The organism is Methyloterricola oryzae (genome assembly GCF_000934725.1).
In the GTDB taxonomy this organism is placed as follows: domain Bacteria; phylum Pseudomonadota; class Gammaproteobacteria; order Methylococcales; family Methylococcaceae; genus Methyloterricola; species Methyloterricola oryzae.
This window is the reverse complement of the sequence record NZ_JYNS01000001.1, coordinates 39,648-64,975: the sequence shown is the minus strand read 5'-3', so window position 1 is coordinate 64,975 and position 25,328 is coordinate 39,648. Positions and strand designations below refer to the sequence as shown.

Sequence of the window (25,328 nt, the reverse complement as noted above, 5' to 3'; positions counted from 1 at the left end):
CCTTAGTGGCCTGAAGTCACAGCGACCTGAATCGTCCAGCGGGGCGGTCTGTCATCGTTCTGCAACGGTTCTGTCACAAATAAATCATATCCTTACGAGTCTGTCTGCGGCGCCCCGGGCTCAATTTGCCGGGCGCAGCCGAAGCGGGTTTTGACAGGCTGCTTGCGGTCAACCGTCGGTGGGTGTCTTTGCAGGCTTCGGCAGGACTTTGGCCGAAAGCAGCTTGCACCTTCCCTTCAGACACTATTGAGAGTACACGCATGTATAAGTCATGCCTTTTGACGCTGGGTCTTGCGCTTGCCGTAGGCCAGGCCTCTGCCGCTGGCCCCGAGGTTTAGTGGTCTCATGTTTGGACATACGGCCACGACAACGCCGGCACCGGGCAGTCGTCGGAAATTCCCGCCTTTGACGAGAAGCGCCGCGAATTTTGGGTGATTGGCGGGTCCGGCCTCGAAATCCTGGGCTGGGACGGTGCCAGTCGAGCGCGCATCGACCTGAGCGGAATTGGCACAGTGAATTCCGTGGCCTTATACGGCAACCTGGCTGCCGTGGCCATCGCCGACGCCGTCAACACCGACCCTGGCGTGGTGCAGTTTTACGATGTGGCGACACGTACCTTGGTGGGCAGCGTCAGTGTGGGGGCCAACCCCGACATGCTGGCGTTCACCTCCGATGGTGAACGCCTCCTGGTGGCGAACGAGGGCGAGCGCGGCAATGGCGCCACGAATGCCGGGGTGGATGCGGAAGGTTCCGTTTCCGTCATCCGAATCCGCCGCGGCCAGGCCTGGCTGGAATCCACCGCCACGTTTCCGGCCGATGCGGCGGGGACGCAAGCCTTGCGTGACCGCGGTGTGCGCATCACGCCGGGCGTGATGGCAAACCTGGATATCGAGCCGGAATTCATCGCGATCGATGCTTCCGATGAGACGGCCATGGTGACCTTGCAGGAGAACAACGCCGTGGCCACCCTGGATATCAAACGGGGGCGCTTCACGCAGATCAGGAGTCTGGGGCTGAAGGATTTTTCTCTGCCAGAGAATCTGTCGGACCTGACGGATCGGCCCGCTGGGGTGGTAGCCTTCGCAGCGCCGCCCGCCGGCCTCACGGTGAAAGGCCTTTATCAGCCGGACAGCGTGTTGGCCTAAAAGACCTTGGGACGCCAATACTACATCTATGCCAACGAGGGGGACGCGCGCTCGGATGGGAGCGACGAAGCACGCGCCAGCACGCTGGGCGTTGCGGGAAACATCGGCCGTCTGACCATCAGCACCCTGGACAGCACGGCGACAGACCTCGTGGCTTTCGGAGGGCGTTCCATCAGTATCCGTGATTCATGCGGAAAGATCGTCTTCGACAGTGGCAACCTGCTGGATGTGAAAGCTCATGCAGCGGGCTTGTATGACGACAGTCGCAGCGACAACAAGGGCGGTGAGCCTGAGGGCTTAGCGATCGCCAAGCTGGGATCGCGCTGGATTGCCTTTGTTGGCCTGGAGCGCGCCACCACGGCAGCGATCGCCCTGTTCGACGTAACAGACCCGGAACATGCGCAGTTCCTCGACCTGATGACTCACCCCGGCGATGCCGCGCCAGAGGGCCTCAAGGCGTTTCGGGTTAAGGAGGATACCTACCTGGCGGTAGCGCACGAAGCCTCACATACCACGACGCTGTACAAGATTGGGCTGAAATAATAGCGTCGATCAAGGTTCGGCCCGATTCCGCCGCTCTCGGCCGAATCGGGCCGGCCGTTTCCCGATTTCAGCTCAACGCGCCTTCTTGGGTCTGCCGGTCTTGATCCGGGGAAGCGCCTTCACGGCGCTGATCAGCTTCTGGTCGGTTTGCTTGGCCAGAATATTCAGGGCCACGCGTACGATCTCGCTTTTTTTCACCTCGATTCCCGCCGCCAGACAGCGTTCTTTCAACTGCTTGATGGCCGCGTAATCCGACTCGGGCAGGGTGAAACTGTCCCGGATAAGCTTTTCCTTCTTGCTTTCCGTTTTCTCGGGCTTGAGAGCCGCTTTGGCGACTTTGACGGGCTTCTTTGTGCTTTCGGTCTGGATGGTCGGGGCTTCAGCGACCGCTTCGGACTGGACGGCCGGAGGTGCCTTTTGCACGGTTTTGCTTGCAACAACGGCTGTGGTTCTTGTTTTTGCCATGAATCGCTCCAATCATCGAATTAGGGAAACGCGGAACAAATCCATCCTGGATTTCTCGGCGCTCGTCACCGCAAAACGCAGTTTTCTGGTCACTCAAAAAATCAGTGACTTGCAGTCAAAGATTTTGGCAGTGTATCCCTGCACTAGGTGAACCGCGAATAAATCGGCGGTTCCGTTGGTATAAACAGTTTATACCGTTTTACGAGAGTCGCCAGCCCTTCCAACTTTCTTGTCTTCCCTCAGAAATTCGTCGTGCCGATTCTTCCTTGCCCTCGGATTTCTCTGCGCTGCGACATGAAACCGTCATATCGGCGAGGCATAGTCTCCCGCCGTACAGCCGGGACAGAAGCTAAACGGTCTTTGGCTTTCTTAACTGTGCTCAACTTGCTTGTCCCGATCTGCCATGCGCGTTTCAGCTTTTATGTTTCTGGCGCCAGTCCTGCTTTTCACGGCGGGCTGTGCCCATAGTCCTTCGTCATTACCGGAGCCTGCGCCCGATTTTAACCTGGCTGACTTCTTCAAGCGCCCGGTAGGTCCCAAAGGCCTGGAGCCAACTCCTGAATTGCTCGCCATGAAAGGCAAGCGCGCACAAATCAAGGGTTACATGGTCATGGAAGAGGACCCTGTCCCCGGCTTGTTCATGCTGACTCCCAGGCCGGTGAGCATGGCGGAACTGGCTGATGGGCCTTCGGACTTTTTGCCGCCGGCCACCTTGTTCGTCCACTTGCCAAAACCGGCCGAGGCCAAGATCGCCGCCTACCGCCCCGGCATCTGGACCGTCACCGGCACGCTGGAACTGGGCGCCAAGCACGAGGCCAATGAACGAGTCTCCTACGTCCGCCTGATTCCAGACGACACGGAGGTCATTCTGGCGCCAGAAGGTGAGGTCCCGCAGTTCCTTGAATCGGGCACCGCCAGCGTCGGACATTATCATCATTGAGCCTGCGCAATAGGTCACCCTAATTGGAATTGATCACGCCGAACCAAAAACAACGAACCACTCTTTTGCGGAGTAGCCTCATGAAAACTAGGAATATAAAGTCCGCCGGACTGGCCTGGGCGGCGCTGGCCGTTTTCACGGTCGCGGGTTCACAGGCGCAGGCCTTGACGGTTTCGCGCCTGACACCGCCCAGCGAGTTGTTCGCCAGCGGCAGTCCAAGCCCGGTCATCTCCCGTTTCGTCGCCGGTCAGCGCTTCGACCTGCAGGCGACGGCGCAGCCCGATGCGGGGCAGAGCATCCAGTCGGTGCGCTTCCTGGTGGACGGCCGGCCCGTGTCGGGAAGCGTCAGCCTGGTCAGCAGTGGCCTGGTGGCCGGTTTGCCGGCTGGCACGGCGGTGGCATCGTTGCGCGCCTTCTCCTACAGCAAGCCCGGCGTGCACACGCTCACCGTCGAGGCGGTGCAGAGCAATGGTGCGGTGGTGGGTCGTGACGGCAATTTCGAAATTGTCGATATCGACCGGGGCGGACGCAAAATCAAGAACGTGATCATCATGCTGGGCGACGGCATGGGCTCCGGCCACCGAACGGCCGCACGCATCACGCAGAACGGCGTAAGCCAGGGAAAGGCGCTTAACCGCCTAGCGATGGATACCTTTCCGGTCACCGCCAACATCATGACGGCATCCCTCAACTCCATCGTCACGGACTCGGCGCCCGGCATGCAGAACTATGTGACGGGCAACAAGTCCGCCAACAATCAGGAAGGAGTCTGGCCCGACGACACTACGGCGGTCTTTGATAACCCCAGAGTCGAGTACATGGCGGAGTTTCTGGCGCGGACCCAGGGCAAGAAGCTTGGCATCGTGACCACCGCCGACGTCTTTGATGCCACGCCGGCCTCCATGGCGGTTCATACCCAGAATCGCGGAGCCGGCACTGGCATCGTCGACCAGTTCTTCGACGATCGCGACACCACGGGCCTGACGGTCCTGATGGGCGGTGGCCGCAAATGGTTCCTGCCCAGCCCTACCAGTTGCCCGGCGGAGGGTTGCGGGAGCGCCACCGGCTTCAACGGTTCGGCACGCGGCGACAGCACCGACTATGTGCTGCCGGCGGAGCTGGCTGCAGCCTGGGACGTCTCGGTCGGCGCACTCGACGCCGGCCGGGATCTGATAGCCGAGTTTCAGGGTGCCGGCTGGTCCTATGCACCCGACAAGGCGGGCATGATGGCGGCGCCAGAAAGCCAGCCCTTGCTCGGGCTCTACGCGCTTTCCAATATGAACGTGGCGCTCGACAAGTTAGGGAAGCGCCGGGGTACGTCCAGTGTGGTGGACGACTACGGCTTTCCGGACCAGCCTATGCTGGATGAAATGGCCAACAAGGCGCTCAGATTGCTCGATCGCCAGAGTCCGAAAGGCTTCGTGCTGATGGTAGAGGGCGCCTCCATCGACAAGCAGGCGCATAACATGGATAGCGAGCGTTTCATCCTGGATACCATCGAGTTCGACAAAGCCGTGGCCGTTGCTCAAAAGTACGCCAAGTCGCATCCCGACACCCTGGTGTTGGTCACCGCCGATCATGAGTGTGCCGGCGTAGCCGTCATCGGCGGCTCGCGTGTCACTGACGCGGACTTGCAGGCCCGCATAGCGACCGGCCAGGGGGCGCCCCAGGTCCGTGCCGGAGTCGTCGGTACCTACGAGGCAGCCGGCTTTCCCAAATATGCGCCAGCGGCTGATGGTTACCCGGCCGACACCGACCCTGACCGCAAGATGCTGATCGGCTATGCCGCCAACGCCGATCGCTATGAAGACTGGCGAAGCAATAGCCAGCCTCTGAGGGACAGCCAGCAGCCTGGTAATAATGTGGCCCAGCTGAACGCCTATCCGGCGGGTCCCTTGAACCGCGACACAGCCGGCAACTTCCTGGTTACAGGGCAGATTGCCGACCCGGTCGCCGCGCATACCGGCAACGACATTCCGCTGTCGGCTTGCGGGCTGGGGGCCGCGCTGTTCGGCGGCACCATGGACAATACGGACGTATTTTTCTCTGTCATGCAGGGTGTGCTCGGCGGCACAGGCAATCCGTCTGGAGCAGCGCGAACTGCTTGCCGATGAATTTACTCTGAGGAAAGCGATTGACTTAACAGGAGGGATCCTGTCCTCTCCCTGTCCAAATCAAAACAAAAAAGCCTTACCAGTAGGTAAGGCTTTGATTTATTTGGCGTCCCCAAGGGGGTTCGAACCCCTGTTGCCGCCGTGAGAGGGCGGAGTCCTAGGCCGCTAGACGATGGGGACCTTGTGACCGGCAAATGATACTACAGCTTGGACTCAAGCAAAACCCGAATTTCAGGATGGATGCTCAGGGGATTGAACGCAGTCCAGGCAGCCCTTCGGCTCTCGTCTTTAGCTACCGGCGGGGCGGCTGCATCAGCGGCATTTGAGGATGGCGCGACACTCGGTTACTATTCTTCTCTTTTTATAACCTTACATTAGAAGCTTCCAATTCTGCCTATCCTCGATTTCGTCAAGAAGCTGTTTCGGATAGACCGCGCCCCTGCCACGCCCGGAAAGGCGCTGGAGGTACCCCAAGGCTCGGGGCCCCGGGTGTACTCCCGCTCGGAACACACCATATCCCGCAACTCCATCAGCGAAAATGCGCTGAAGGTCCTCTATCGCCTGCGGAAAGCCGATTTTCAGGCCTATCTGGTGGGGGGGTGCGTGCGCGACCTTTTGCTCGGTTACGAGCCCAAGGACTTTGACGTGGTGACCGACGCTCACCCCGAGCAGGTGCGCGCCGTGTTCCGCAACTGCCGGCTGATCGGCCGTCGCTTCCGTCTCGCCCACGTCCACTTTGGCCCGGAGATCGTAGAGGTAGCCACCTTCCGGGGGCGTTCGGAGGAGATTGGCGAAGGCGATCGCGTGCTCGGTTCGGGCGGGCGCATCCTGCGCGACAATGTCTACGGCACCATTGAAGAGGATGCCTGGCGGCGCGATTTCACCGTCAATGCGCTTTATTACAACATCCGCGACTTCTCCGTGGTGGACTATGTCGGCGGCATGGAGGACCACCGCGCCGGGGTGTTGCGGCTGATCGGCGATCCGGAGCAGCGCTATCGGGAAGATCCGGTCCGCATGCTGCGCGCCATCCGCTTCTCGGTGAAGCTGGGTTTCACCATCCATCAAAGCTGCGCCGAGCCCTTGCACCGGCTCGCGCACCTGCTGGCCGGTGTGCCGGCCGCGCGTCTGTATGACGAGGTGCTCAAGCTGCTGATGAGCGGCTATGCCGTGCAGACCTTCGAGCAGCTCAGGCACTATCGCCTGTTCGGCGCGCTGTTCCCGGAAACTGAAGCCTGTCTGGCCCAGGAGCCTGAGGGATTCCCGCTGACGTTTCTGGCCAAGGCGCTGGAAAATACCGACGCGCGCCTTCAGGAAAACAAGGGTGTCGCGCCGTTCTTCCTGTTCGCCGCGCTGCTGTGGGAGCCTGTGCGGGCGGCGGCAAAGGCACGGATCGAGGAGGGCGACAACGATGTCTTCGCCTATCAGGAAGTGGCCAACGAGGTGATGGGCCGCCAGCTTCGACATATCTCCATACCTCGCGCCGTGGGCCAGCCCGCGCGCGAGGTATGGATGCTGCAGCCCAGGCTGGAGCGCATCAAGGGCGTGAGACCCTTCAAGTTGCTCACTCACCCTCGTTTCCGCGCCGCTTACGACTTTCTGCTGGTGCGGGCGGCGACCGGGGAGGCTGATCCGGAGTTGGCGGATTGGTGGACGCGTTTCCTGGGGGCGGACGATGCCGAGCAGCGCGCCATGACCCGCGAAGGCGGCGGTCGTCGTTCCGGCCGCTCACGCTCCCGCGGCCGCCGCGGCCCCAGGCCTCCCAGGGCTACGCAGAATGCCGGTGACTGAGCCGGTCACGGCCTATATCGGGCTGGGCAGCAATCTGGAACATCCCGAGGACCAACTCCGTTCGGCGCGCAAGGCTATCGCTGCGCTGGCCGGTCTTCGGGAGTTGTCCATCTCCAGTCTCTACCGCAGCGCCCCAATGGGGCCTTCGGACCAGCCGGATTACGTGAACGCCGTCATGGCGGTTTCCACGACCCTGGAGCCGCTGCAACTGCTGGACGCCCTCCAGGCCATCGAGCAGGCCCAGGGCCGGGTGCGTAGCGGCGAGCGCTGGGGCCCGCGCACACTGGACCTGGACCTACTCCTGTATGGCGAACAGAACATCGATCTGCCACGCCTGAACGTGCCGCATCCGGGTCTCGCCCAGCGCGAGTTCGTGCTCTATCCCTTGGCCGAAATTGCCCCGCCGCAGCTTAATGTGCCGGGTCACGGCGCGTTGGGTGATCTGCTCAAGCAATGTCCCGACCGCGGCATCCGGGTGATCGGCCGTGTCTAGCGCGCAGGGCAAGGTCACCCTGCCGCGTCTGCTGCGGATGAAGGCGGCGGGCGAGAAGATCGCAGTCCTGACCGCCTACGATGCCGGCTTTACCGCCGCGTTGGACCGGGCCGGGGTCGATGTCATCCTGGTGGGCGACTCGCTTGGAATGGTCGTCAAGGGCGGCGGCACCACGCTGACGGTCACCCTGGATGAAATGGTTTATCACAGCCGCTGTGTGGCCTCTGGCGCGAGCCGGGCGTTCATCATCGCGGACCTGCCTTTCATGAGCTACCCGACGGCGGAGGCGGCGGCGCAGAATGCCGCGCGCCTGTTCCGCGAAGGGGGCGTCAACATGGTCAAGCTGGAGGGCGGCCGCAGCCGTTGCGAGATCGTCCGCTTCCTGGTGTCCCAAAACATGCCGGTGTGCGGCCACCTGGGATTGCTGCCCCAATCCGTCCATGCTCTCGGCGGCTATCACATGCAGGCCGGTGACGAGGCTTCGGCCCAGGCCCTGCTGGAAGACGCCCTGGGTCTTCAGGAGGCGGGCGCCAGCCTGCTGGTGCTGGAGTGCATCCCGGCGCGCCTGGCCGGTGAGATCAGCCGCGCACTTAGGATTCCTTGCATCGGCATCGGCGCCGGCGTCGACTGCGATGGCCAGGTGCTGGTGCTGCACGACATGCTGGGCATGGGAGCCGGCAAGCGTCCGCGTTTCGTCAAGGACTTCCTTTCTGGCGCGGGTAGCATCGAAGGCGCGGCGGCGGCCTATGTGGAAGCGGTCCGCGCGGGCCAGTTTCCAGGGCCCGAGCACAGTTACTGAGGCGAACGCGCCTGATGCAGACCGTTGAAACCATTGCCGCCTTGCGCGCGGCCACAGGGGCGTGGCGCCAGGGCGGGGAGCGCATCGCCTTGGTGCCCACCATGGGCAACCTGCACGAAGGCCATCTGCATCTGGTCGCCGAGGCGAAACGCCAGGCCCGGCGCGTGGTGGTGAGCATCTTTGTCAATCCCACCCAGTTCGGTGCCGGCGAGGACTTCGCGAACTACCCCCGAACCGAGGAGGCGGATGCCGCCAAGCTGCGCGAGGCTGGGGTGGACCTGCTGTTCCTGCCCAGGGTCGAGGAAATGTATCCGGGGGGCAGCCAGGGCATGAGCTTCGTCGAGGTGCCGGGGCTGTCCGACCGGCTGTGCGGGAAGGTTCGGCCCGGGCATTTCCGCGGGGTCGCCACCGTCGTGTGCAAGCTGTTCAACATGGTGCAGCCCGATCTGGCCCTGTTCGGGGAGAAGGACTTCCAGCAATTGGCGGTGATCCGGCGCATGACCCGCGACCTCAACCTGCCGGTGGAGATCGTCGGCGTGCCCACGGTGCGCGAGCCCAGCGGCTTGGCCATGAGTTCGCGTAATGGCTACCTCAGCCCCGAGGAAAAGACGCGGGCGGCTTTCCTGCACCAATTGCTACTGCGGATTGCCGATCAACTGCGTGCCGGACAGCGGGACTATGCGGCGCTGGAGACGCAGGGCGAGCACGAATTGCGGGAGGCGGGATTTGCGCCGGACTATCTGGCGATCCGCCGAGCCAGCGATCTGGAAATGCCTGATACCGGCGATGTTGAACTGGTCGTGCTGGTGGCGGCGCGCCTGGGGAAAGCCCGTCTCATCGATAATATTTCCTTAGGATTGGGCTTGGTTTGATGAACAAACCGTTTACCCTCGCCAAGAGGGGGCCGGTTGCTCCGGAACAAAGCCTTGCGGCATAATTCGTCCTCCCCACAGCCCTGACAGGTTATATTGATGCAGACCACCCTATTGAAAGCGAAGTTGCACAGGGCGCGTGTGACGCATTCGGAGCTGGAATACGAGGGCTCCTGTGCGATAGACGGTGTCCTGCTGGACCGCGCGGGCATAAGGGAGTATGAGCAGATCCACATCTACAACGTCAACAACGGCGCCCGCTTCATCACCTATGCCATCCGCGCCCAGGACGGCTCCGGCATCGTCTCGGTGAACGGCGCGGCGGCCCGCCATGCGGCGCCCAACGACATCGTCATTATCTGCGCCTACGCAGTGCTAAGCCAGGCCGAGTTGCTGAACTATCAGCCCAATCTCATCTACGTCAACGAAAAGAACCAGATCGAGCGCGTCGGCCACGCCATTCCGGTTCAGGCTGCCTGAGCCAAGCGATTGCTTTTGAGGAATATTGAGCGGCCTTTAGGCCGCTTTTTTTGGGCCTGCGATTTGGCGCGGCGCTTGACAAGTTTCGGCGGCGCGCCGGATGCTACATGCCACGTCTCGTTTGGAGAAGGGCCATGAGCAGAAAAGAAGAACGTGTTTACTCCGAAACTGAAATCGCGGAAAAACTCCAGGCGGAACTCCCTCACTGGTACTACGAGAACGGCTGGATTCGCCGCAAGTTCCGCACGAGCGGCTGGAAAGGCACGTTGATGGTGGTGAACACCGTGGGCCATCTGGCGGAGGCCGCCTGGCATCATCCGGACCTCACCGTGTCCTATGCCTTCGTCATCGTCAAGCTGGTGACCCATAGCGCCAAGGGTATCACCGACAAGGATTTCACCCTGGCCCGGAAGATCGAGGAGGTGATTCAGTGGAACGCGGCGGCGGAAAGCGGCGGCGCGCTGGAAGGCACGCCGGACGACCCGCGGTTCAAGTACATCAAATACGACTAAGGGAAGGGCCTGTTTCTGCTCTAGCGCAATGAGCCCATTCTAAAAACACGGAAAGCTTCCGTGATGGGGAAACGCTGATTTAATCAAGTGACGGGCAACGCAGCAAAGTGTCTGCACACCTAAAATCCTGACGCTCCATTCGATGATCAAGCTGACCAGTGTTCTTGACCTGGGCCTCCAGTACAAGAGTCGCGTAACGCGCCGGGAGATGTTTCTAGTCGAAATGGAGCGCGTGGCGCCTTGGGCTGAACTAGTGGCGTTGATAGAGCCGGTGTATCCCAAAGGTCAGCGAGGCAGGTAACAAACGGCTGATTATACTTTAAGCAATTTTGGTGGGTCAGATCTTGTGGATGCTTCGTATTTGCCTGCATGGAAAGTATATGTAAAGTCAACTTGATTTTGATGGGCACATCAATGAGGCAGCAGAGTTCTGGTTGTTGCTATATTGTCGATTCTTGCTCCTCGTTTTTGTAAACAGTAACCAAATTTGCATATATGATTAAATCCATTTTTTGGAACTTTATTTCGCTTTACATAAATATTAAAAAGCGCCTCATTCTTCTTAAGTTTTGCATCATTTACCGGCTTTATAGATTGGCCGGTGAGGAGAATAAATACTTTGAAGAATGCTCTTACTACCTTTCCCGTTATCCGGGGTTGTGGGGTATGTGGATCCGAATGAAATTCTACGCCAAGTTTATGCCGGGCTTCTCAAAGAATCCGGTGTACTTATCTCAAGGCGTACACATCTGCCGGCGGTCGGTGGAAATTGGAGAAGGCACCTATGTGGGCGCCAACTGCAACTTTGGCGGCGGTAAAATTGGACGGATGTGCCTGATTGCAGATAATGTACAAATCATACCTGGACGGATAACCCACGGCTTTGCCGATAAGACCAAACTGATGCACCACCAACCGGGTAAATACGAACACATTTCCATTGGCGACGACACTTGGCTTGGTACCGGTGCCATCATCATGGCCAACGTCGGCACCGGGTGTGTGATCGGAGCAGGTTCTGTGGTGACTCGGGATATTCCAGACTACTCTGTCGCGGTGGGGGTTCCTGCCCGGGTTATCAAAACCAGATAGAGTAGCGCCGCTTTGAGCCCATGGGATGTGCCATAACAATTCTCGAGACGACGTACCACACATCGCGATCCTTTTAATATTTACTGAAATCCAACACCAGTAAGTTGTCGCAGAATGTGGTTATCAGCCGGTCCTGCAATAACGCTGCAGGTGGCGCGGACAATGGGGTTTCTGGCGAATCGAAAATGCAACGTCAATAGGCTGTCCAGAGCGCCTGATTGAATCCATGGGTGGGTTCAAAGACGAAGGCACCCTTTCGAATTTCAACGGCCTATCAGAAGCCTATTGATCCACCGCGAAGTCGACAATCTTGCGCAGCTTGCCGTTCATCTCGCGGAAGAAGGCGTTTAGCTTTTCATTGTCCGAGTCCTCGGGCAGCAGATGGGTGGTGACGATCACCTGGCCGTTTTCCGAGCGCACGGCCACGTTGCACGGCATGTGGGCCACCGCGGCGGGCGACATTTCCAGCATTTGTTTGGCCAGGGTCAGGTTGCAGAACTGCAGCGTGTCGTAGTCGGGGAAGGCGATGTTCTCCCGGCTGCGGATGACGCTGCCGATGTGGTTGTGGCCGGTGATGCGGAAATTCTGCTCGGTGATGGCCAGTTCCAGTTCCGCCAGCACATCGTCGTAGGGTTTGGCCGCGGTGGCTTTTTCGTAATTGACAGGACCGGGCCTGGGCGGGTGCGCTGTACAGGCGGCCACGGTGAAGAGAATCGGCAACAGTAGGCGTCGATGGTGCATGGCGTGGTGGCGGGGCGAATTCATCCGGGCAGCGGCGCGCTCAAGGGTAGCATCATGATTCCGGAGCGTGCAAAGATCACCGGCGTGGTGCTGGCGGGCGGGCGCGGCTCGCGCATGGGCGGCGAAGACAAGGGCTTGATCCCGTTCCGAGGGCGGCCCATGGCGGAGTATGCCGTGGATGCCTTGAGGCAAGTGGCGGGGCAGGTCGTGATCAGCGCCAACCGCAACCTCGATGTGTATTCGCGCTTTGGCTGCCCGGTGGTGACCGATGCGAACGCGGATTTCGGGGGGCCCCTGGCCGGCCTGCTCGCGGCGATGAAGGCGGCGCAGACCCCGTATCTGCTCAGTGTCCCCTGCGATGCGCCGCTGCTGGAAGCCCGCTATCTGCTGCGGTTGTGCGAGACCCTGGCGAAGGAGGGCGCGGAAATCTGCGTAGCCGATGATGGTGGCCGCATTCATCCAGTCTTTGCCCTGCTGGATGTCTCCCTGGCCCCCGATCTGGAAGCATACCTGTGTGCTGGCGAACGCAAGGTGCAAGCCTGGCTGCGCCGGCATCGCTTGGCCCTGGCGGATTTCCGCGACTGCCCGGAACGGCTCGCTAACATCAACTCACAGGAAGACCTTTCGCGCCTGGAGGCGGGAGCCGGCCCATGAGGCGGCCCGGTTCATCTTCGCGCCGATGAGTTATTATTAGCTTGGTTCATTTGGCTGTATGGAAATGCCGCCGCGGCCTTTCGAGACGCCCGCCGACGCAGGGTGTCAGGGTGCCGGTGGCATCGGATATGTTGCATCAACCAGGACGTTCGGTCGTCAATCCATGTCGGAACATCAAAAAAGCCAGGATTCGTATTTATTGACGGGCAGGGGGGAAATCCTCGAGCGGCTGCGGATCATGCAGCGGCAGAAGATCCTGCTCTCGGCAACGCCGGGAGGCCAGACCTCCGGTTTCATGACCACCATCGTCAAGGTGATCCCGGACAAGGGTCTGTTGGCCATCGATGCCACCAACAGTGGCAGCCTGAACGCCTCCATCACCAATGCCCGATCTGTGACCTTCGATGCACAAGTCGAGGGCGTGCAGGCCCGCTTCAGCGCCACCGACATCAGCGAAGCCAAGCTCGACGGCCATAGTGTGTTTGCGGTGCCCATTCCCAATTCCTTGTACTGGCTGCAGCGGCGCACCTTCTTCCGGGTCAGCGTGCCGCTGTCCTGGCAGATGAAATGCCGGATCCCGATGTCGGAAGACAAGGTCGGTGAATTCGAAGTGATGGACTTAAGCCTGGGCGGTTTGGCGATCCACGACCGGGCCAATCTGTTTCGGGAGCACAAGGAGAAAGGAACCCACTTCGCCAATTGCTCGATTCTGGCTACTGGCATCAAGGATGAAATGTTCGGCCTGGACCTGCGCTACATCTTCGAGATCAAGGGCATGGAAGGGCGCAGCGAGACCTGGCGGCTGGGCTTTGCCTTTTCCGACTTCACCCGTAACTTCCAGGTGCAGTTGCAGAAGCTGGTCTACGAGCTCGAACTGCAGCGCAAGGAAGCCGAAAAGCGCGTTCGCGACTAGGCGGCGTTCACAGATAGGCGCGCAGTTGGGGGGGCGCCTGCTTCCGCACCAGTTGGTTCTTCAGCGCCCATTCATCGCCCTGGTCGACGTTTGCCAGGAACTGGGTCTCTTTCCCCGACAGCACTGCCAGCGGGGTTCCGTCGCGGAACAGCACGCGGTTGCCCGCCAGAGCTGGCAGCTTCGCCCCAGGTGTCACGATACCCACCAGATTGAGCGGATCGGCGGCGCTGACGGCGCAGATCTCTCCGCTGTCCTCCACACGGCGCATGGCCCGCAGCGATTCCACCGCCTCCGGCAAGGCAAACTGTTCTCCGTAATGCCCCGCCACGAAGCGCCCGCCGCGTAGTTCCCCGCGTGCCTCCATGGCGCGTAGCACCCAGAGCAGTTCGCCCCAGGGCGGCAAGGTCGATTCCCGTTTCAGCAGTGCCTTGAAGACGACGCCGTAGCGCTTGAGCAGGATGCGGGCCATGGCCTCGGCAGTCTGTGGGTCGCGCCCGGGCGGGGCGGCCCGGCGCGCGATAGCCGACCAGCGGCCCGATTCCTCGATACCGAAGGGGTTGATGCCGCGCCAGCGACGCTTTTTGTCTTCCGGCATCAGCAGGGCGCGCAGACCCTTGAAGCTGTCGGAATGGGCCAGGCCGCGCGCGGCGAGTTCCGCCAGTGCGGATTCCAGGTGGGTGCCGAGCAGGCCGCAGTGCTCCGCCAGTTCCTCGAAGAAGCAAGCGCCCCGCGCCTCCAATACCTGAAGGACACGCTGGGCCTGGCCGGCCAGGCCGGTCCCGTTCTCAGGCGGGTTTACGGCTTGCCACAGGCCAGCCCGTTTGCGCGCCACCAGGGCGATGGGTGAATTCTTTACCGGCGCGCTGGCTTCGGAACCGGCGCTGAGCCGCAACCACACGAAGCGCCCGGACAGGCACAGATTGTCCAGCCAGGACGGATCGTAAGCCTTGATGCGCGCCGGCAGAATATCGCTCTCCCAGGCGACCGCGGCGGTCTCGAAACCTTCCAGTTGCTCCAGCACCTCGGCCAGGGCGGCGGGGCCTTCGCCGCGGGCATCGGGCAAGACGCGCTGCCAGCGGAACAGGAAGCGCAGGAATTGGGCGCTGGTGACGGGCTCGATTTCCTTGCGCAAGCGATTCACGGTGTAGCGGTGGATGCGCGCCAGCAGGCTGCGGTCGCACCACTCCAAAGCCGTCGAGCCCGGCGTGAACTGGCCGCGCAGGATGGCGCCTTCGGTTTCCAGGCGCAGCAGGGCCGTGTCCACCGTGCTTGACGCCAGCCCGATCTGCCGCGCCAGCTTACAGGCCTCCACAGGCCCCGAGACGGAAAGCCGGGCGCGCAGGATCTCGGCCAGGGCGGGGTCCGCTTCCAGAGGCTCCCGGTAGAAATCCTCCGGCAGCCGCAGCGCCGGGGTGAATCGCGCCGTCGGGCAGGCCGCCTGGAACTGCGGCAGACGTTCGGCGGCCAGCCACAGGGGCGCGTCGGCTTGCTCCATGCGGGTCGCGCGTCCCAAAGACAGCAGTTTCTCGAACAGGCCGCGCCAGAGGGGCGGCGTATCCTCGCCCTCCACCAGAAAACCGGCCAGGTTCAGGGCATCGTGCAACTCCTCCAGGTCAACGGCTTCCGGCCAGGCCTCCGCCCGCACCTGGTCGATGGCGGCCTGGTCCAGCCGGCCCAGGTCGGCCGCGGTGCTCGGGTCCAGCCAGCGCCGGCTGGCGACGGCGCGGGTGCGGCGCTCCTCCAGGGGCGCGTCATCGAGGAAGGTGTAGACGCGGCTGTTGACGATCTCCGCAGCCAGGGGCGAGGGTTCCACCAGATCGCGTGCCACCACGCGGATGCGCCCGCTTTCCAGCCCGCTGATGACCTGGATCAGGCGCTCGATGTCCATGGCCTCGGTGAGGCAGTCCTCGATGGTCTGTTCCGCCAGGGGGTGGTCGGGAATCTGCCGGTCGCCGACGATGTTTTCAAAGCAGGCGATCTGGTCGGGAAAGGCCGCAGCCACCAGATCCTCGGCCTGCATGCGCACCAGATGGGGCGGCGTCTTGCGCCCGCCCTGGAAACGGCGGATGGCCAAGGCGCAAACGGCGTTCCAGCGCCAGCGGACGTTGAACATGGGCGCCGCCAGCAGCGCCTGGATCAACAGGTCGCGCACGGTCTTGGAATTGAGGTAACGCGCCACGTCTTCCAGGGGAAAGCTGTGAGCCGTGCTCAGGGAGAGGATGACGGCGTTCTCGGTGGCCGCCGCCTGCAGTTCGAAATTGAAAGTCCGGCAGAAGCGCTTGCGCAGGGCCAGGCCCCAGGCCCGGTTGAGGCGGCTGCCGAAAGGCGCGTGGATGATGAACTGCATGCCGCCGGATTCATCGAAGAAGCGCTCGAACACCACCGTATCCATGCTCGGCAACTCGCCCAGGGCCGCTTTCGCGGCGGCGATGTAGGCGGCCGCCTGGGCCGCCGAGGCGTGACTGACGCCCAACTCCTGGCACAGCCAGCGCGCGGCCGGCTGCCAGCCATCCGCCGCACTGGGACCCAAGTGCGCGGCGATGTCCAGGCGCAGGCGCGAGACCGCCTCGGACAATTCCTGGGTGCGCCCGGGCGCTTCGCCGAACCAGAACGGAATGCTCGGCGGCTGGCCGTGGGCATCCTCCACCCGCAGGCTGCCGGCATCCAGGCGCACCACGCGCCAACTGGCGTTGCCCAACTGAAAGATATCGCCAGCCATGCTCTCTATGGCGAAATCCTCGTCCACGGTGCCGATGAATTCCTCGGCGGGCTCCAGGATCACCCGGTAATCGGCATTGTCCGGAATCGCCCCGCCGCAGGTGATGGCGGTGAGGCGCGCGCCGCGACGGGCGCGCAGGCGGCGGTTGATGCCGTCGCGGTGCAGGTGCGCAGCACGCAGTCCGCGCCGGGTGGTGAAGCCTTCCGCCAGCATCTTCACCACGGCGTCGAATTCGTCCCGCTCCAGGCCGCGGTAGGGGTAGGCCTGCCGCACCGTGTCGTAAAGCTCAGCCTCGCTCCAGTCCTCGCAGGCCACCATGGCGACGATCTGCTGCGCCAGCACGTCCAAGGGCTTGTCCGGGATGCAGATCCGGTCGAGCTCGCCGCGCTTGACCGCCGCTATCAGGGCCAGACACTCGATCAGGTCATCGCGGCTGGTGGGGAATAGGCGCCCTTTCGGCAAGCCTCCGGCAAAATGGCCGGAGCGGCCCACGCGCTGCAGGAAGGTGGCGATGGAGCCGGTGGTGCCGAACTGGCAGACCAGGTCCACATCGCCGATGTCGATGCCCAGTTCCAGGGAGGCGGTGGCCACCAGCGCCTTCAGCTTGCCCTCCTTCAAGCGGCATTCCGCCGACAAGCGCTGTTCCCGCGCCAGGCTGCCGTGGTGGGAGGTGACGTGGTCTTCGCCGATGCGCTCGCTCAGGGCGCGGGCCAGGCGCTCCGCCATGCGCCGGGTGTTGACGAAGATGAGCGTGGTGCGGTGCTCGCCGATGAGTTGCGCCATGCGGTCGTAGACTTCCTTGGCGGCTTCCTGGGACAGCACGGCCTCCAAGGGGCTCTCCGGCACCTCGATCGCCATGTCCAGGCGGCGGATGTGGCCCGTGTCGATGATATGGCAGCTGTCGCGGGCGCCGGTGAGGAAGCGGCCCACTTCCTCGATGGGGCGCTGCGTGGCGGACAGTCCGATGCGGGTCAGGGCACCGCCGGTGAGCCGCTGCAGCCGCTCCAGGGACAAGGCCAGGTGCGAGCCGCGCTTGCGGCCCAACACCGCGTGGATCTCGTCGACGATCACGCAGCGCACGGTTTTCAGCAAACGCCGCCCGCCCTCGCTGGTGAGCAGGATGTAGACCGACTCCGGTGTCGTCACCAGGATATGCGGCGGTTGCCGGAGCATGGCGGCCCGCGCCAGGGCCGGCGTGTCGCCGGTGCGCACCATGGCGCGGATCGCCGTGCCCGGAAAGCCGTGCTCGAGCAGGCGGCGGTTGATGCCGACCAGGGGCTCTTCCAGGTTCTTGTGGATGTCGTTGCTGAGGGCCTTCAGGGGCGAGATGTAAAGTACCCGGGTGGCCTCAGGCAGGCTGTATTGCGCGGCGTCCCTTGCCAAGTCGTCGAGCGCCGCCAGGAAGGCCGCCAGGGTCTTGCCCGAGCCCGTGGGCGCGGCGATCAAGGTGTCCTTTCCGCTCTTGATGGCGGACCATGCCTGCTGCTGGCACTCCGTGGGGGCTGGGAAGGTGTCCAGGAACCAGCCGGAAACGGCGGGGTGGAAGTGTTCGATCATGGACTTAAGGTAAACCAATTCGGGCTACGGGTGAATGTGGGGCTTTCAGGTTCCGGCATTGAAATACAGACGGGGCATGAACTTAATTGGTGCGATTTTGGTCGCCATGCGCACCAACTTGACGCGGGTCGCCGTGCACTAATCTGGTCATGGCTGCCCCAAATCAAGGCGGATAGCGTGCTTACGTTTTCAGGCCCAATTCTTGCCCGTGCCCAGGAGATTCGTTCGACGAGGTATTCCATGGAACACACAAACAGTAGCAGCGACGTACTCTTCATCTTGCTAGGCGCCATCATGGTGCTTGCCATGCACTCCGGCTTCGCCTTTCTCGAACTCGGCACCGTCCGGAGGAAGAACCAGGTGAACGCACTGGTGAAGATTCTCTCCGATTTCGCCATGTCCACCGTGGCGTACTTCTTCATTGGCTATTACCTGGCCTATGGCGTGCAGTTCTTTACCGGCGCCGAACACCTGGCCGCCAACAGCGGCTATGAACTGGTCAAGTTCTTCTTTCTGCTCACCTTCGCCGCGGCCATTCCGGCAATCGTGTCCGGCGGCATCGCCGAGCGGGCCCGCTTCAATCCGCAACTGGCGGCGACCTTCCTGCTGGTGGGGCTGATCTATCCGTTCTTCGAGGGCATCGCCTGGAACAAGAACCTGGGTGTTCAAGCTTACTTTGAGCAACAGTTTGGCGCTGCGTTCCATGATTTTGCCGGTTCCGTCGTGGTGCACGCGGTGGGGGGCTGGATCGGCCTGGCAGCGGTGCTGATGCTGGGGCCACGGCGTGGGCGCTACCAGCGTGACGGCGCCATTTCGGCCCATCCGCCGTCCAGCATTCCGTTTCTGGCCCTGGGGGCCTGGATCCTGACCGTGGGCTGGTTCGGTTTCAACGTCATGTCGGCGCAGACCTTGAACGCGGTTAGCGGCCTGGTGGCCCTGAATTCCCTCATGGCCATGGTGGGCGGCACCCTGGCAGCCCTCGTCATTGGGCGCAACGACCCGGGTTTCGTGCATAACGGTCCCCTGGCAGGCCTGGTGGCGGTGTGCGCTGGCTCGGACCTGATGCACCCGCTGGGCGCCCTGGTGGTGGGAAGCGTGGCCGGCACCTTGTTCGTGTACATGTTCACCTTGACCCAGAACCGCTGGAAGATCGACGACGTGCTGGGCGTATGGCCGCTGCACGGGCTCTGCGGCGCATGGGGCGGCATTGCCGCCGGGATTTTCGGGCAGTCGGCCCTGGGAGGACTGGGCAACGTCAGTTTCATGTCGCAGTTGCTGGGTACGGGGCTGGGCGTCGTTATCGCCTTGGCTGGCGGCTTTGCCATCTACGGTGGCCTGAGACTGACGGTGGGGCTGCGCCTGGATCCGGAGCAGGAATTCAATGGCGCCGACCTGACCATCCACAAGATCTCTGCCTCGCCGGAAAAGGAGGCGGGCTGGTAAGCGGGATGGTCGACGCTTGGCCGGGCTCCCGCATCTGGGCTAACATCGCAGGACGCCGGAGTTCGACCGGCGTCCCCATCGACCCAGACCGGATCACCCCATGAAAGAAGGCTCCCGTCCGCTCCATGTGCTGCAGGTTTCTGAAGACTGCATCTATCTGACCGCCAGCTACGTGCTCATTCTGGGCGCCGCCATGCTGCTGCTGGAGGCCGTGACGGGCGCTGTGAGGCACATCCTCGAACATGATTACGGCGGCGCGGTGATCTACCTGCTGGACCGGGTGCTGTTGGCCATGATGGTGGCGGAGATCGTCTACACCCTGGGCAATGTGATCCGCTCGCGGCAACTGGAGGCCGAGCCGTTTCTGATCGTGGGTATCATCGGCGCGGTCAGGCGCATGCTGGTGGTCACCGCCGAGAGCGTTGAGCATGCCGAGATCGCCGACCCCCGTTTCCTGGCGGGAACGACGGAAATCGGGCTGCTGACGCTGGTCATCCTTATCCTCTCCATATCGATACGGGTGATGCGCGGCAGCAAGAGCCAGGCCGATGCAACCCACTGAGATTCCGTCAGGGTGTCTCCCGTTCTGCCGCAGCGGGTCGCAGCGGCCGTAACAGCTTTTCAAGCAAATAGGGGTCGTCGAAGTGCCGTCTGCCGATGAAGGCGATGGCATGCCGCCCCCATTCCCGCATGGCGCCGGCGTTGGCCACGCCCATGGGCCATAACAGGAAGCGCTCGGCCCGCTCGGTGCTTGCGACGAAGCCGTCTCCATCGAACAGGCTCCGTCGCGCGGATCCACCGGGCAGCGGCAGGGACAGGAGCTCCCGATAATCGCGCCAGCCATGGACCGCCGCGTCTACTCCCGATTTTGCACTGACCGACTGGATGAAGTGGGTGCGCGAGCTCAGCCTCAGGCCGAGCCGCTGCCCCGGCTGAAGCGGGCCTAGAGGAAAGGGCGAGAGGATAGGTTCGCCCCCGTCCTTGGGCTGTTCCACGCGGTAGCCGGGCCCCGGAAAGACCTGGTAGTAGCAACCGCAGGGGTGGATGCTGTCGTAGGCCAGCGGTTCACCCGTGGCTGTCAGGGTGACGCGCCAGATGAGGCCGTCCAGCCTGCCTGAATAGATGTCAAGAGGGTGCTCGGCGCGGCGGGCAGGAAACCAGGCCAGGTAGTTCAGTTGCAGCAGGATCCGGCCGTGGAATCGGGTATGGCTGCTCATCCGGTAGACCACGGGCCGGCTCGTGTCCACATGTGGTCTCCCCCGCTCGCTCAAAGTCAGGGCGCCGATGCGGTCGCTGTCATCCACGGTGTCCACTTCCCAGATGGGAGCAAAGGTCTGGAACAACCGCGCCAGTTCAGGCTCCGAGGGTTGTGGCAAGCCCAGGCTGTTAGCGGATGCGCGGCGCAAGAGATCAGCGATCTGGGTTTTGCTCAAAGGCTCGCCGCCCGGAGGGGCGTAGCGTGTCCGGCGGCCCATGGGCGTCGGCGGATGGGCATAGGCGGCACGCAGTTCGTTGTGCAGGCGATAGACGCCTTCCAGCAAAGGCCATTTCAACAAAGGATAGGCGCCGAGGAGGCGCGCGGTGTCGTCATAATCGTCCGGCACACTCACCACCTTAGCGAGCCGGGATCGCCGGCCCGGAGCACGCATATCGTACTGGGTCAGCCGTGCGGCGCAGGTTTCGGCGATTTTCAAGGGATCCTGTCCCGGGGAGAACCAGGTTCTGATCCGTGCCTGGGCAGACGGCGGCAGATTGGCCCATTCGTTATGTCGCGCCGAGTTCCCCAAGGCGGTAAGGGTTTCCAGCCAGATCCCAAAAGCTTCTGATGATAACGCTTCGCCTGCGAAGGAGGCCAGAAACCGGTTCGCGCGCAGTTGTGGGAAGCCTGGGACGTTCGCGGCGCCGGCGTCGGCGGCTCCCGCTTGGGCAATTGTCCGGTCCAGGGTCACCAGCAGATTCCGGCAGCCGTCGGCCCCTGAATGCTGCGGGCTGTTGGCGCAGCCTGCGAGCAACAGCGGGCAGGCCAGGCTTGCAAACTGGCTGGGTAGGGTTGCTGCGGCTTGCCACCATGCCCGGTTGCGACGATGCTGTGTCACCATGCGAAAACCTCGAGCGTCAGGTGCAGGTGGATGGCTACCGGTAGGGGCGCTTACCCTGTGGTGCGGCGTGGCCTGTTCGGCCGACGTTCCCCGGCTTTCCGTAGAATACGAGAACCGCGAATTCATTGTTACCGCCGAACTGGTTTTGAGTGCGCCACGATCCGCGGTGTTCCGGGTGCTGTCCGATTATCCGGGCTGGGTGCGGCTGAACCGCAACATCACCGACAGCGCCGTGCTGCCTCCGAAAATCGGCGGACAAGTCCGCGTGCGGTCGAGCACCCGGGCCTGCCTGTTGTTCCTGTGCAGGGACATCGTCCAGACCCAGGCGGTGACCCTCCATGGCGATTCCGAACTGGTTGCCGTCACCGATTCGGAGGCAGACAACCTGCGTCAGGGATGGGTGCGCTGGCGGCTGGCTGATCGCGGCTCGGCGACCTTCGTGCGTCTGGATGCACGCCTGGCCCCGGATTTCTGGCTGCCGCCCCTGATCGGTCCCTGGAGTGTCCGCTCGGTACTGCGCGGACAGGTGCTGGAAACCGCGGTCAATCTGGAACGCCTGGCGGCGGCCGGCGGGCGGTGAGGGTTGCCGCGCCGGCTGCCCATGCCTTGCTCGTTACCAGAATTTGCCCAGTATGAAGAGCACCACGCCCGGGAACAGCAGGGCTGGGGCCCACCAGCCTCCCGAAAGGATGGCGATGATGGCGGCGACGAGGATCAGGATGCCGATCACCTGCAGCTTGCCGCCCAGGTGCGTGATGGGGGCGGGTGCGCGAACCGGCTTGCCGCATTGGGGGCAGGTGGAGATTGGGTCCTCGTCGGATAGCTCGGCGGAACAGGCGGGGCAACGGAAATGTGCCATGGGTTTCTCCTCTTCGTGGTGTAGGCCCGGTACGTGCCAGGCTCGTTGTTTTGTGTGGGTTGGGGCTTCCCGCCCGCAGGCTGGTTCCCGCTCCGTTGATACCGCGCCGCCGCCCTCCTGGCAAGTGCGTTGGGTGCCTTAGGGCTCTCGCGCGTTGGTTCCGCCTCCTGTATCATCCCGCGGCAGTTGGGGACGGCAGCCGTTCCCGGTCACTCGAGAATCAGCTTGCCCGAACGCAGTCGTCTATTCCTGCGCGAGCCCCGCTGGGTTGGCGCGCATCCTGGCCTATCCCTTGAAGCCCCTGTCGCTTCCTGGCTTTACGAATCCGGTTCCCTGACTGCTCGCCTGCGCGGCGTGTGCGACTCCGGCTTCGGCGTGCGTGTATTGCGCCAATGTTGGGACCGGCCTTTTCCCGGCGAAGCGCGCGCCCTGGGCCTGAATCCCTGCCGGCGCGCCCTGGTGCGGGAGGTGATGCTGCATTGCCACGATCATCCCCTGGTGCTGGCGCGTTCCGTGATACCCGAGACGGCCCTTCGCGGCGTGCAACGGCGCATGGCGAATCTGGGCGAACGACCCTTGGGCGAACTGCTGTTTGCCTGCCGCAAGCTGGCGCGCCTGCGCCTGGATCTTGCGGAAGTCCCCGCAGCCAGTTGGCGGAAGAGCGCCCTTAGTCTCGCACAGACCGGCAACCAAGCCATCTGGGGCCGTCGTTCCCTGTACGGCGTCGCGAGAGGCCAGGTGCTGGTGTGCGAGTTTTTCCTGCCGGCCCTGCTTGAAATGAAAGATTCGGCGCCATGAACAGCCCGATGTCGACTCGGCCTGACTGGCGGCAGCGGTTGGGCTACTACTGGCGCTTGATGCGCTTCGACAAGCCCATCGGCATCTTCCTGTTGCTGTGGCCGGCCCTGTGGGCTTTGTGGATTGCCGGCGAGGGCAAGCCGGCGCCGACGGTGGCAGCCGTCATCGTGACCGGGGTGGTGCTGATGCGCGCGGCGGGTTGCGTCATCAACGACTACGCCGACCGCGATTTCGACCCCCATGTGGAGCGCACCCGGCTGCGTCCCATCGCCGCCGGGCAGGTGTCGCCGCGGGAGGCGCTGATCCTGTTCGTAGTGCTATGCCTGGTGTGCTTCGTGATGGTGCTCAGCATGAATGGGCTGACCATCGCCTTGTCGGTGCCGGGCGCCTTCCTGGCGGCTTCCTATCCCTTCATGAAGCGCTACACCCATCTGCCCCAGGCCTATCTGGGCATGGCTTTCGGCTGGGCGGTGCCCATGAGCTTCGCCGCGCAGACAGGCTCCATTCCCGGCGTGGCCTGGGCCTTGTTCGCTGCCACGGTGATCTGGGCGCTGGTGTATGACACCATGTACGCCATGGTGGATCGGGAGGACGATCTCAAGATAGGCGTGAAATCCACCGCCATCCTGTTCGGCCGCTACGACCGGCAGATCATTGGCGCCCTGCAATTGGCCATGCTGACGATCCTTTACGGCGTCGGCGCTAGGCTGGGACTGGGCGTCTTCTACAACCTGGGCCTGTGTGCGGCGGCGGGCCTTTCGGTCTACCAGCAGTTTCTCATCTACCACCGCGAGAAGCCGGCCTGCTTCAAGGCTTTCCTGAACAATCACTGGTACGGCGCGGCGGTTTTCGCCGGCTTGGCGCTGCACTACCTCACAGTTTGAGCTCCAGCCGCCGGTCGGTGCCCTCAAGTCCTTAAGCTCGCAGAAAAAAATTCCTTCTTTTGCGGCCTCGCCCTCTTGCGAAAAGCCGATGGCGGCTGGAAGATTGGCGCATCATTATTCCTGCGGGGAAACACATGCTGGCGGACTTGAATGCGGGGGGCGGTCATGGATGAGCGCGCGCGCAAGGTGGACTATGTCGAGAAGGTAAAGCTGCGTGTGGGCGATCTGCACCCCGGCATGTATGTGTGCGAGCTGGATCGTCCCTGGCTGGAAACGCCGTTCCTGCTGCAGGGATTCGAGATCAAGAGCGACATTGATATCGAGGCCCTGCGCCGCCACTGTCAGTACGTCTACATCGACATGCTGCGCACGCGCACGGTGGAGATGACCATCGATGCCCTGCCGCCCCGCTCTTACCTCAACGACAAGCGCCTGACCAGCTTCGAGAAGGAGATCGAGACCGCCGAGACCACGCGCAAGCAGACGGCGATCATGATCCGGGGCATCATCAACGAGGTCCGCTTCGGCAAGACCGTGGACATCGCCATGGCCAAGGATGCGGTGTCGTCCTGCGTCGCCAGCGTCATCCGCAATCCGGACGCCATGATGTTCCTCACCCAGCTCAGGCGCAAGGACGAATACGCCAGCCAGCATGCTTTCAACGTTTGCATCTATTCCATCATCCTGGGCCGCCACGCCGGCTTCGATGCCGCGGAACTGGAGGCTTTGGGCACCTGTGGCCTGCTGCACGACATGGGCAAGATCGCCATTCCCGAGACCATCCTCAACAAGGAAGGGGCCTTGAGCCGCGAGGAAATGGCGCTGATGCGGGAACACACCACCAAGGGCCGGGAAATACTGCTGGCCGGGCACAACATCTTTTCCGGCAGCATCGACGTGGCCTACGGGCATCATGAAAATCTCGACGGAACAGGCTACCCCCGCGGGCTGGAGGGCCATCAGCTGAGCCAGAACTGCAAGATCGTGGCGGTGGTGGACAAGTACGACGCCATCACCAGCGCGAGGCCCTACCGCCCGGCCCGCGATCATCTGCATGCCGTGGGCATCCTCAACAAGATGGCCAAGGAGCGGCAGCTGGACGGGTTTCTCACCGAGGGCCTGATCGGCTACCTGGGCATCTATCCGCCCGGCAGCGTGGTGGAGCTGAGTTCAGGGGAAACCGCCATCGTCTTGGAATCCAACCCGGCTCAGCGGCTGCGTCCGCAGGTGCTGGTGGTGCGCGACCGTGAAGGCGCCCAGGTCGAGCGCTTCATGGATCTGGCGGAGACCTCCAAGGACGCATTCGGCAATCCGCTGCGGATCAAGTCGGTGCAGCGCAGCGACGCGGCGGAAGTCGACCTCAACCGCTACCGCAAGGTCATCCTTGATTCCCTGAATGCCTGATCGGCGCGTTT

Annotated in this window: 22 protein-coding genes, 1 tRNA gene and 2 pseudogenes; 19 read left to right on the top strand and 6 right to left on the bottom strand. The window is 62.7% G+C overall.

The window, feature by feature from the left end:
• The first annotated feature begins 395 nt into the window (after nucleotides 1-395).
• Nucleotides 396-1,688, top strand: a pseudogene (locus EK23_RS24915) (choice-of-anchor I family protein).
• 72 nt (nucleotides 1,689-1,760) lie between these two features.
• Here the strand turns inward: EK23_RS24915 and EK23_RS00230 are convergent.
• Entirely contained in the window at nucleotides 1,761-2,153 is a 393-nt protein-coding gene (locus tag EK23_RS00230) for a hypothetical protein (protein WP_145998513.1), read from the bottom strand.
• A gap of 403 nt (nucleotides 2,154-2,556) precedes the next feature.
• Between EK23_RS00230 and EK23_RS00225 the strand changes: the two genes are divergently transcribed.
• Both EK23_RS00225 and EK23_RS00220 read left to right on the top strand, forming a co-directional pair.
• The gene (locus tag EK23_RS00225) at nucleotides 2,557-3,093 is read left to right on the top strand and encodes a hypothetical protein (protein WP_045223288.1); all 537 of its coding nucleotides are present in this window, start codon (nucleotides 2,557-2,559) and stop codon (nucleotides 3,091-3,093) included.
• Nucleotides 3,094-3,173: 80 nt separating this feature from the next.
• Nucleotides 3,174-5,207 (top strand): alkaline phosphatase, encoded by a 2,034-nt coding sequence (locus EK23_RS00220; protein WP_082053828.1) that lies wholly within the window; start codon nucleotides 3,174-3,176, stop codon nucleotides 5,205-5,207.
• A 104-nt stretch (nucleotides 5,208-5,311) separates the two neighbouring features.
• Here the strand turns inward: EK23_RS00220 and EK23_RS00215 are convergent.
• Nucleotides 5,312-5,387 (bottom strand) — tRNA-Glu (locus tag EK23_RS00215).
• Nucleotides 5,388-5,594: 207 nt separating this feature from the next.
• Between EK23_RS00215 and pcnB the strand changes: the two genes are divergently transcribed.
• From pcnB to EK23_RS24515, 8 genes and pseudogenes are all read left to right on the top strand, one after another.
• The gene (pcnB, locus tag EK23_RS00210; RefSeq protein ID WP_052807741.1) at nucleotides 5,595-6,998 is read left to right on the top strand and encodes a polynucleotide adenylyltransferase PcnB; all 1,404 of its coding nucleotides are present in this window, start codon (nucleotides 5,595-5,597) and stop codon (nucleotides 6,996-6,998) included.
• The gene (gene folK / locus EK23_RS00205; protein WP_045223286.1) at nucleotides 6,985-7,491 is read left to right on the top strand and encodes a 2-amino-4-hydroxy-6-hydroxymethyldihydropteridine diphosphokinase; all 507 of its coding nucleotides are present in this window, start codon (nucleotides 6,985-6,987) and stop codon (nucleotides 7,489-7,491) included. The genes pcnB and folK overlap by 14 nt, the downstream gene beginning before the upstream one ends.
• Nucleotides 7,484-8,290: a 3-methyl-2-oxobutanoate hydroxymethyltransferase gene (gene panB, locus EK23_RS00200; RefSeq protein ID WP_082053827.1), complete on the top strand. Its 807-nt coding sequence runs from the start codon at nucleotides 7,484-7,486 to the stop codon at nucleotides 8,288-8,290. The genes folK and panB overlap by 8 nt, the downstream gene beginning before the upstream one ends.
• Nucleotides 8,291-8,304: 14 nt before the next feature.
• Nucleotides 8,305-9,162 (top strand): pantoate--beta-alanine ligase, encoded by an 858-nt coding sequence (gene panC / locus EK23_RS00195; RefSeq protein WP_045223285.1) that lies wholly within the window; start codon nucleotides 8,305-8,307, stop codon nucleotides 9,160-9,162.
• 99 nt (nucleotides 9,163-9,261) lie between these two features.
• A complete protein-coding gene (gene panD / locus EK23_RS00190) occupies nucleotides 9,262-9,642 on the top strand; it encodes an aspartate 1-decarboxylase (protein ID WP_045223284.1) in 381 nt (126 codons plus the stop codon).
• 134 nt (nucleotides 9,643-9,776) lie between these two features.
• Complete coding sequence (locus EK23_RS00185) at nucleotides 9,777-10,154, top strand: 4a-hydroxytetrahydrobiopterin dehydratase (RefSeq protein ID WP_045223283.1); 378 nt, start codon at nucleotides 9,777-9,779, stop codon at nucleotides 10,152-10,154.
• Nucleotides 10,155-10,296: 142 nt separating this feature from the next.
• Nucleotides 10,297-10,452 (top strand): annotated as a pseudogene (locus EK23_RS23840) (IS5/IS1182 family transposase); the annotation flags it as partial.
• Between the two features lie 197 nt (nucleotides 10,453-10,649).
• Nucleotides 10,650-11,246, top strand: coding sequence for an acyltransferase (locus tag EK23_RS24515; RefSeq protein WP_052807739.1), 597 nt, complete (start codon nucleotides 10,650-10,652; stop codon nucleotides 11,244-11,246).
• Between the two features lie 282 nt (nucleotides 11,247-11,528).
• On the opposite strand, the gene EK23_RS00175 is transcribed toward EK23_RS24515, so the two are convergent.
• Nucleotides 11,529-11,987, bottom strand: a complete 459-nt coding sequence (locus EK23_RS00175; protein WP_082053826.1) for a DUF302 domain-containing protein — start codon at nucleotides 11,985-11,987, stop codon at nucleotides 11,529-11,531.
• Here EK23_RS00175 and mobA point away from each other — a divergent pair.
• Nucleotides 11,979-12,641: a molybdenum cofactor guanylyltransferase MobA gene (mobA, locus tag EK23_RS00170; RefSeq protein ID WP_235281859.1), complete on the top strand. Its 663-nt coding sequence runs from the start codon at nucleotides 11,979-11,981 to the stop codon at nucleotides 12,639-12,641. The genes EK23_RS00175 and mobA overlap by 9 nt on opposite strands.
• 199 nt (nucleotides 12,642-12,840) lie before the next feature.
• On the top strand, nucleotides 12,841-13,554 hold the full coding sequence (locus tag EK23_RS00165; protein WP_158002418.1) for a flagellar brake protein: 714 nt from the start codon (nucleotides 12,841-12,843) through the stop codon (nucleotides 13,552-13,554).
• 7 nt (nucleotides 13,555-13,561) lie between these two features.
• On the opposite strand, the gene EK23_RS00160 is transcribed toward EK23_RS00165, so the two are convergent.
• Nucleotides 13,562-17,830, bottom strand: a complete 4,269-nt coding sequence (locus EK23_RS00160; RefSeq protein WP_045223870.1) for a DEAD/DEAH box helicase — start codon at nucleotides 17,828-17,830, stop codon at nucleotides 13,562-13,564.
• Between the two features lie 240 nt (nucleotides 17,831-18,070).
• Here EK23_RS00160 and EK23_RS00155 point away from each other — a divergent pair, with 240 nt between their 5' ends.
• Entirely contained in the window at nucleotides 18,071-19,273 is a 1,203-nt protein-coding gene (locus tag EK23_RS00155; protein ID WP_045223281.1) for an ammonium transporter, read from the top strand.
• A gap of 100 nt (nucleotides 19,274-19,373) precedes the next feature.
• Nucleotides 19,374-19,835 (top strand): phosphate-starvation-inducible PsiE family protein, encoded by a 462-nt coding sequence (locus EK23_RS00150; RefSeq protein ID WP_045223280.1) that lies wholly within the window; start codon nucleotides 19,374-19,376, stop codon nucleotides 19,833-19,835.
• Nucleotides 19,836-19,842: 7 nt separating this feature from the next.
• Here EK23_RS00150 and EK23_RS21340 read toward each other — a convergent pair whose 3' ends face one another.
• A complete protein-coding gene (locus EK23_RS21340) occupies nucleotides 19,843-21,372 on the bottom strand; it encodes a hypothetical protein (RefSeq protein WP_052807738.1) in 1,530 nt (509 codons plus the stop codon).
• Here EK23_RS21340 and EK23_RS21335 point away from each other — a divergent pair.
• On the top strand, nucleotides 21,371-21,952 hold the full coding sequence (locus EK23_RS21335) for an SRPBCC family protein (protein WP_145998512.1): 582 nt from the start codon (nucleotides 21,371-21,373) through the stop codon (nucleotides 21,950-21,952). The genes EK23_RS21340 and EK23_RS21335 overlap by 2 nt on opposite strands.
• Before the next feature lie 33 nt (nucleotides 21,953-21,985).
• Here the strand turns inward: EK23_RS21335 and EK23_RS00135 are convergent, their stop codons facing one another.
• Entirely contained in the window at nucleotides 21,986-22,231 is a 246-nt protein-coding gene (locus EK23_RS00135; protein WP_045223279.1) for a hypothetical protein, read from the bottom strand.
• A gap of 225 nt (nucleotides 22,232-22,456) precedes the next feature.
• On the opposite strand from EK23_RS00135, the gene EK23_RS00130 reads away from it, so the two are divergent.
• The 3 genes from EK23_RS00130 (at nucleotide 22,457) to EK23_RS00120 (ending at nucleotide 25,317) form a co-directional block, all read left to right on the top strand.
• Nucleotides 22,457-23,029, top strand: coding sequence for a chorismate--pyruvate lyase family protein (locus EK23_RS00130; protein ID WP_052807734.1), 573 nt, complete (start codon nucleotides 22,457-22,459; stop codon nucleotides 23,027-23,029).
• Nucleotides 23,026-23,913: a 4-hydroxybenzoate octaprenyltransferase gene (gene ubiA / locus EK23_RS00125; RefSeq protein ID WP_045223278.1), complete on the top strand. Its 888-nt coding sequence runs from the start codon at nucleotides 23,026-23,028 to the stop codon at nucleotides 23,911-23,913. The genes EK23_RS00130 and ubiA overlap by 4 nt, the downstream gene beginning before the upstream one ends.
• Nucleotides 23,914-24,078: 165 nt before the next feature.
• The gene (locus tag EK23_RS00120; protein ID WP_052807733.1) at nucleotides 24,079-25,317 is read left to right on the top strand and encodes an HD-GYP domain-containing protein; all 1,239 of its coding nucleotides are present in this window, start codon (nucleotides 24,079-24,081) and stop codon (nucleotides 25,315-25,317) included.
• Nucleotides 25,318-25,328 lie beyond the last annotated feature (11 nt).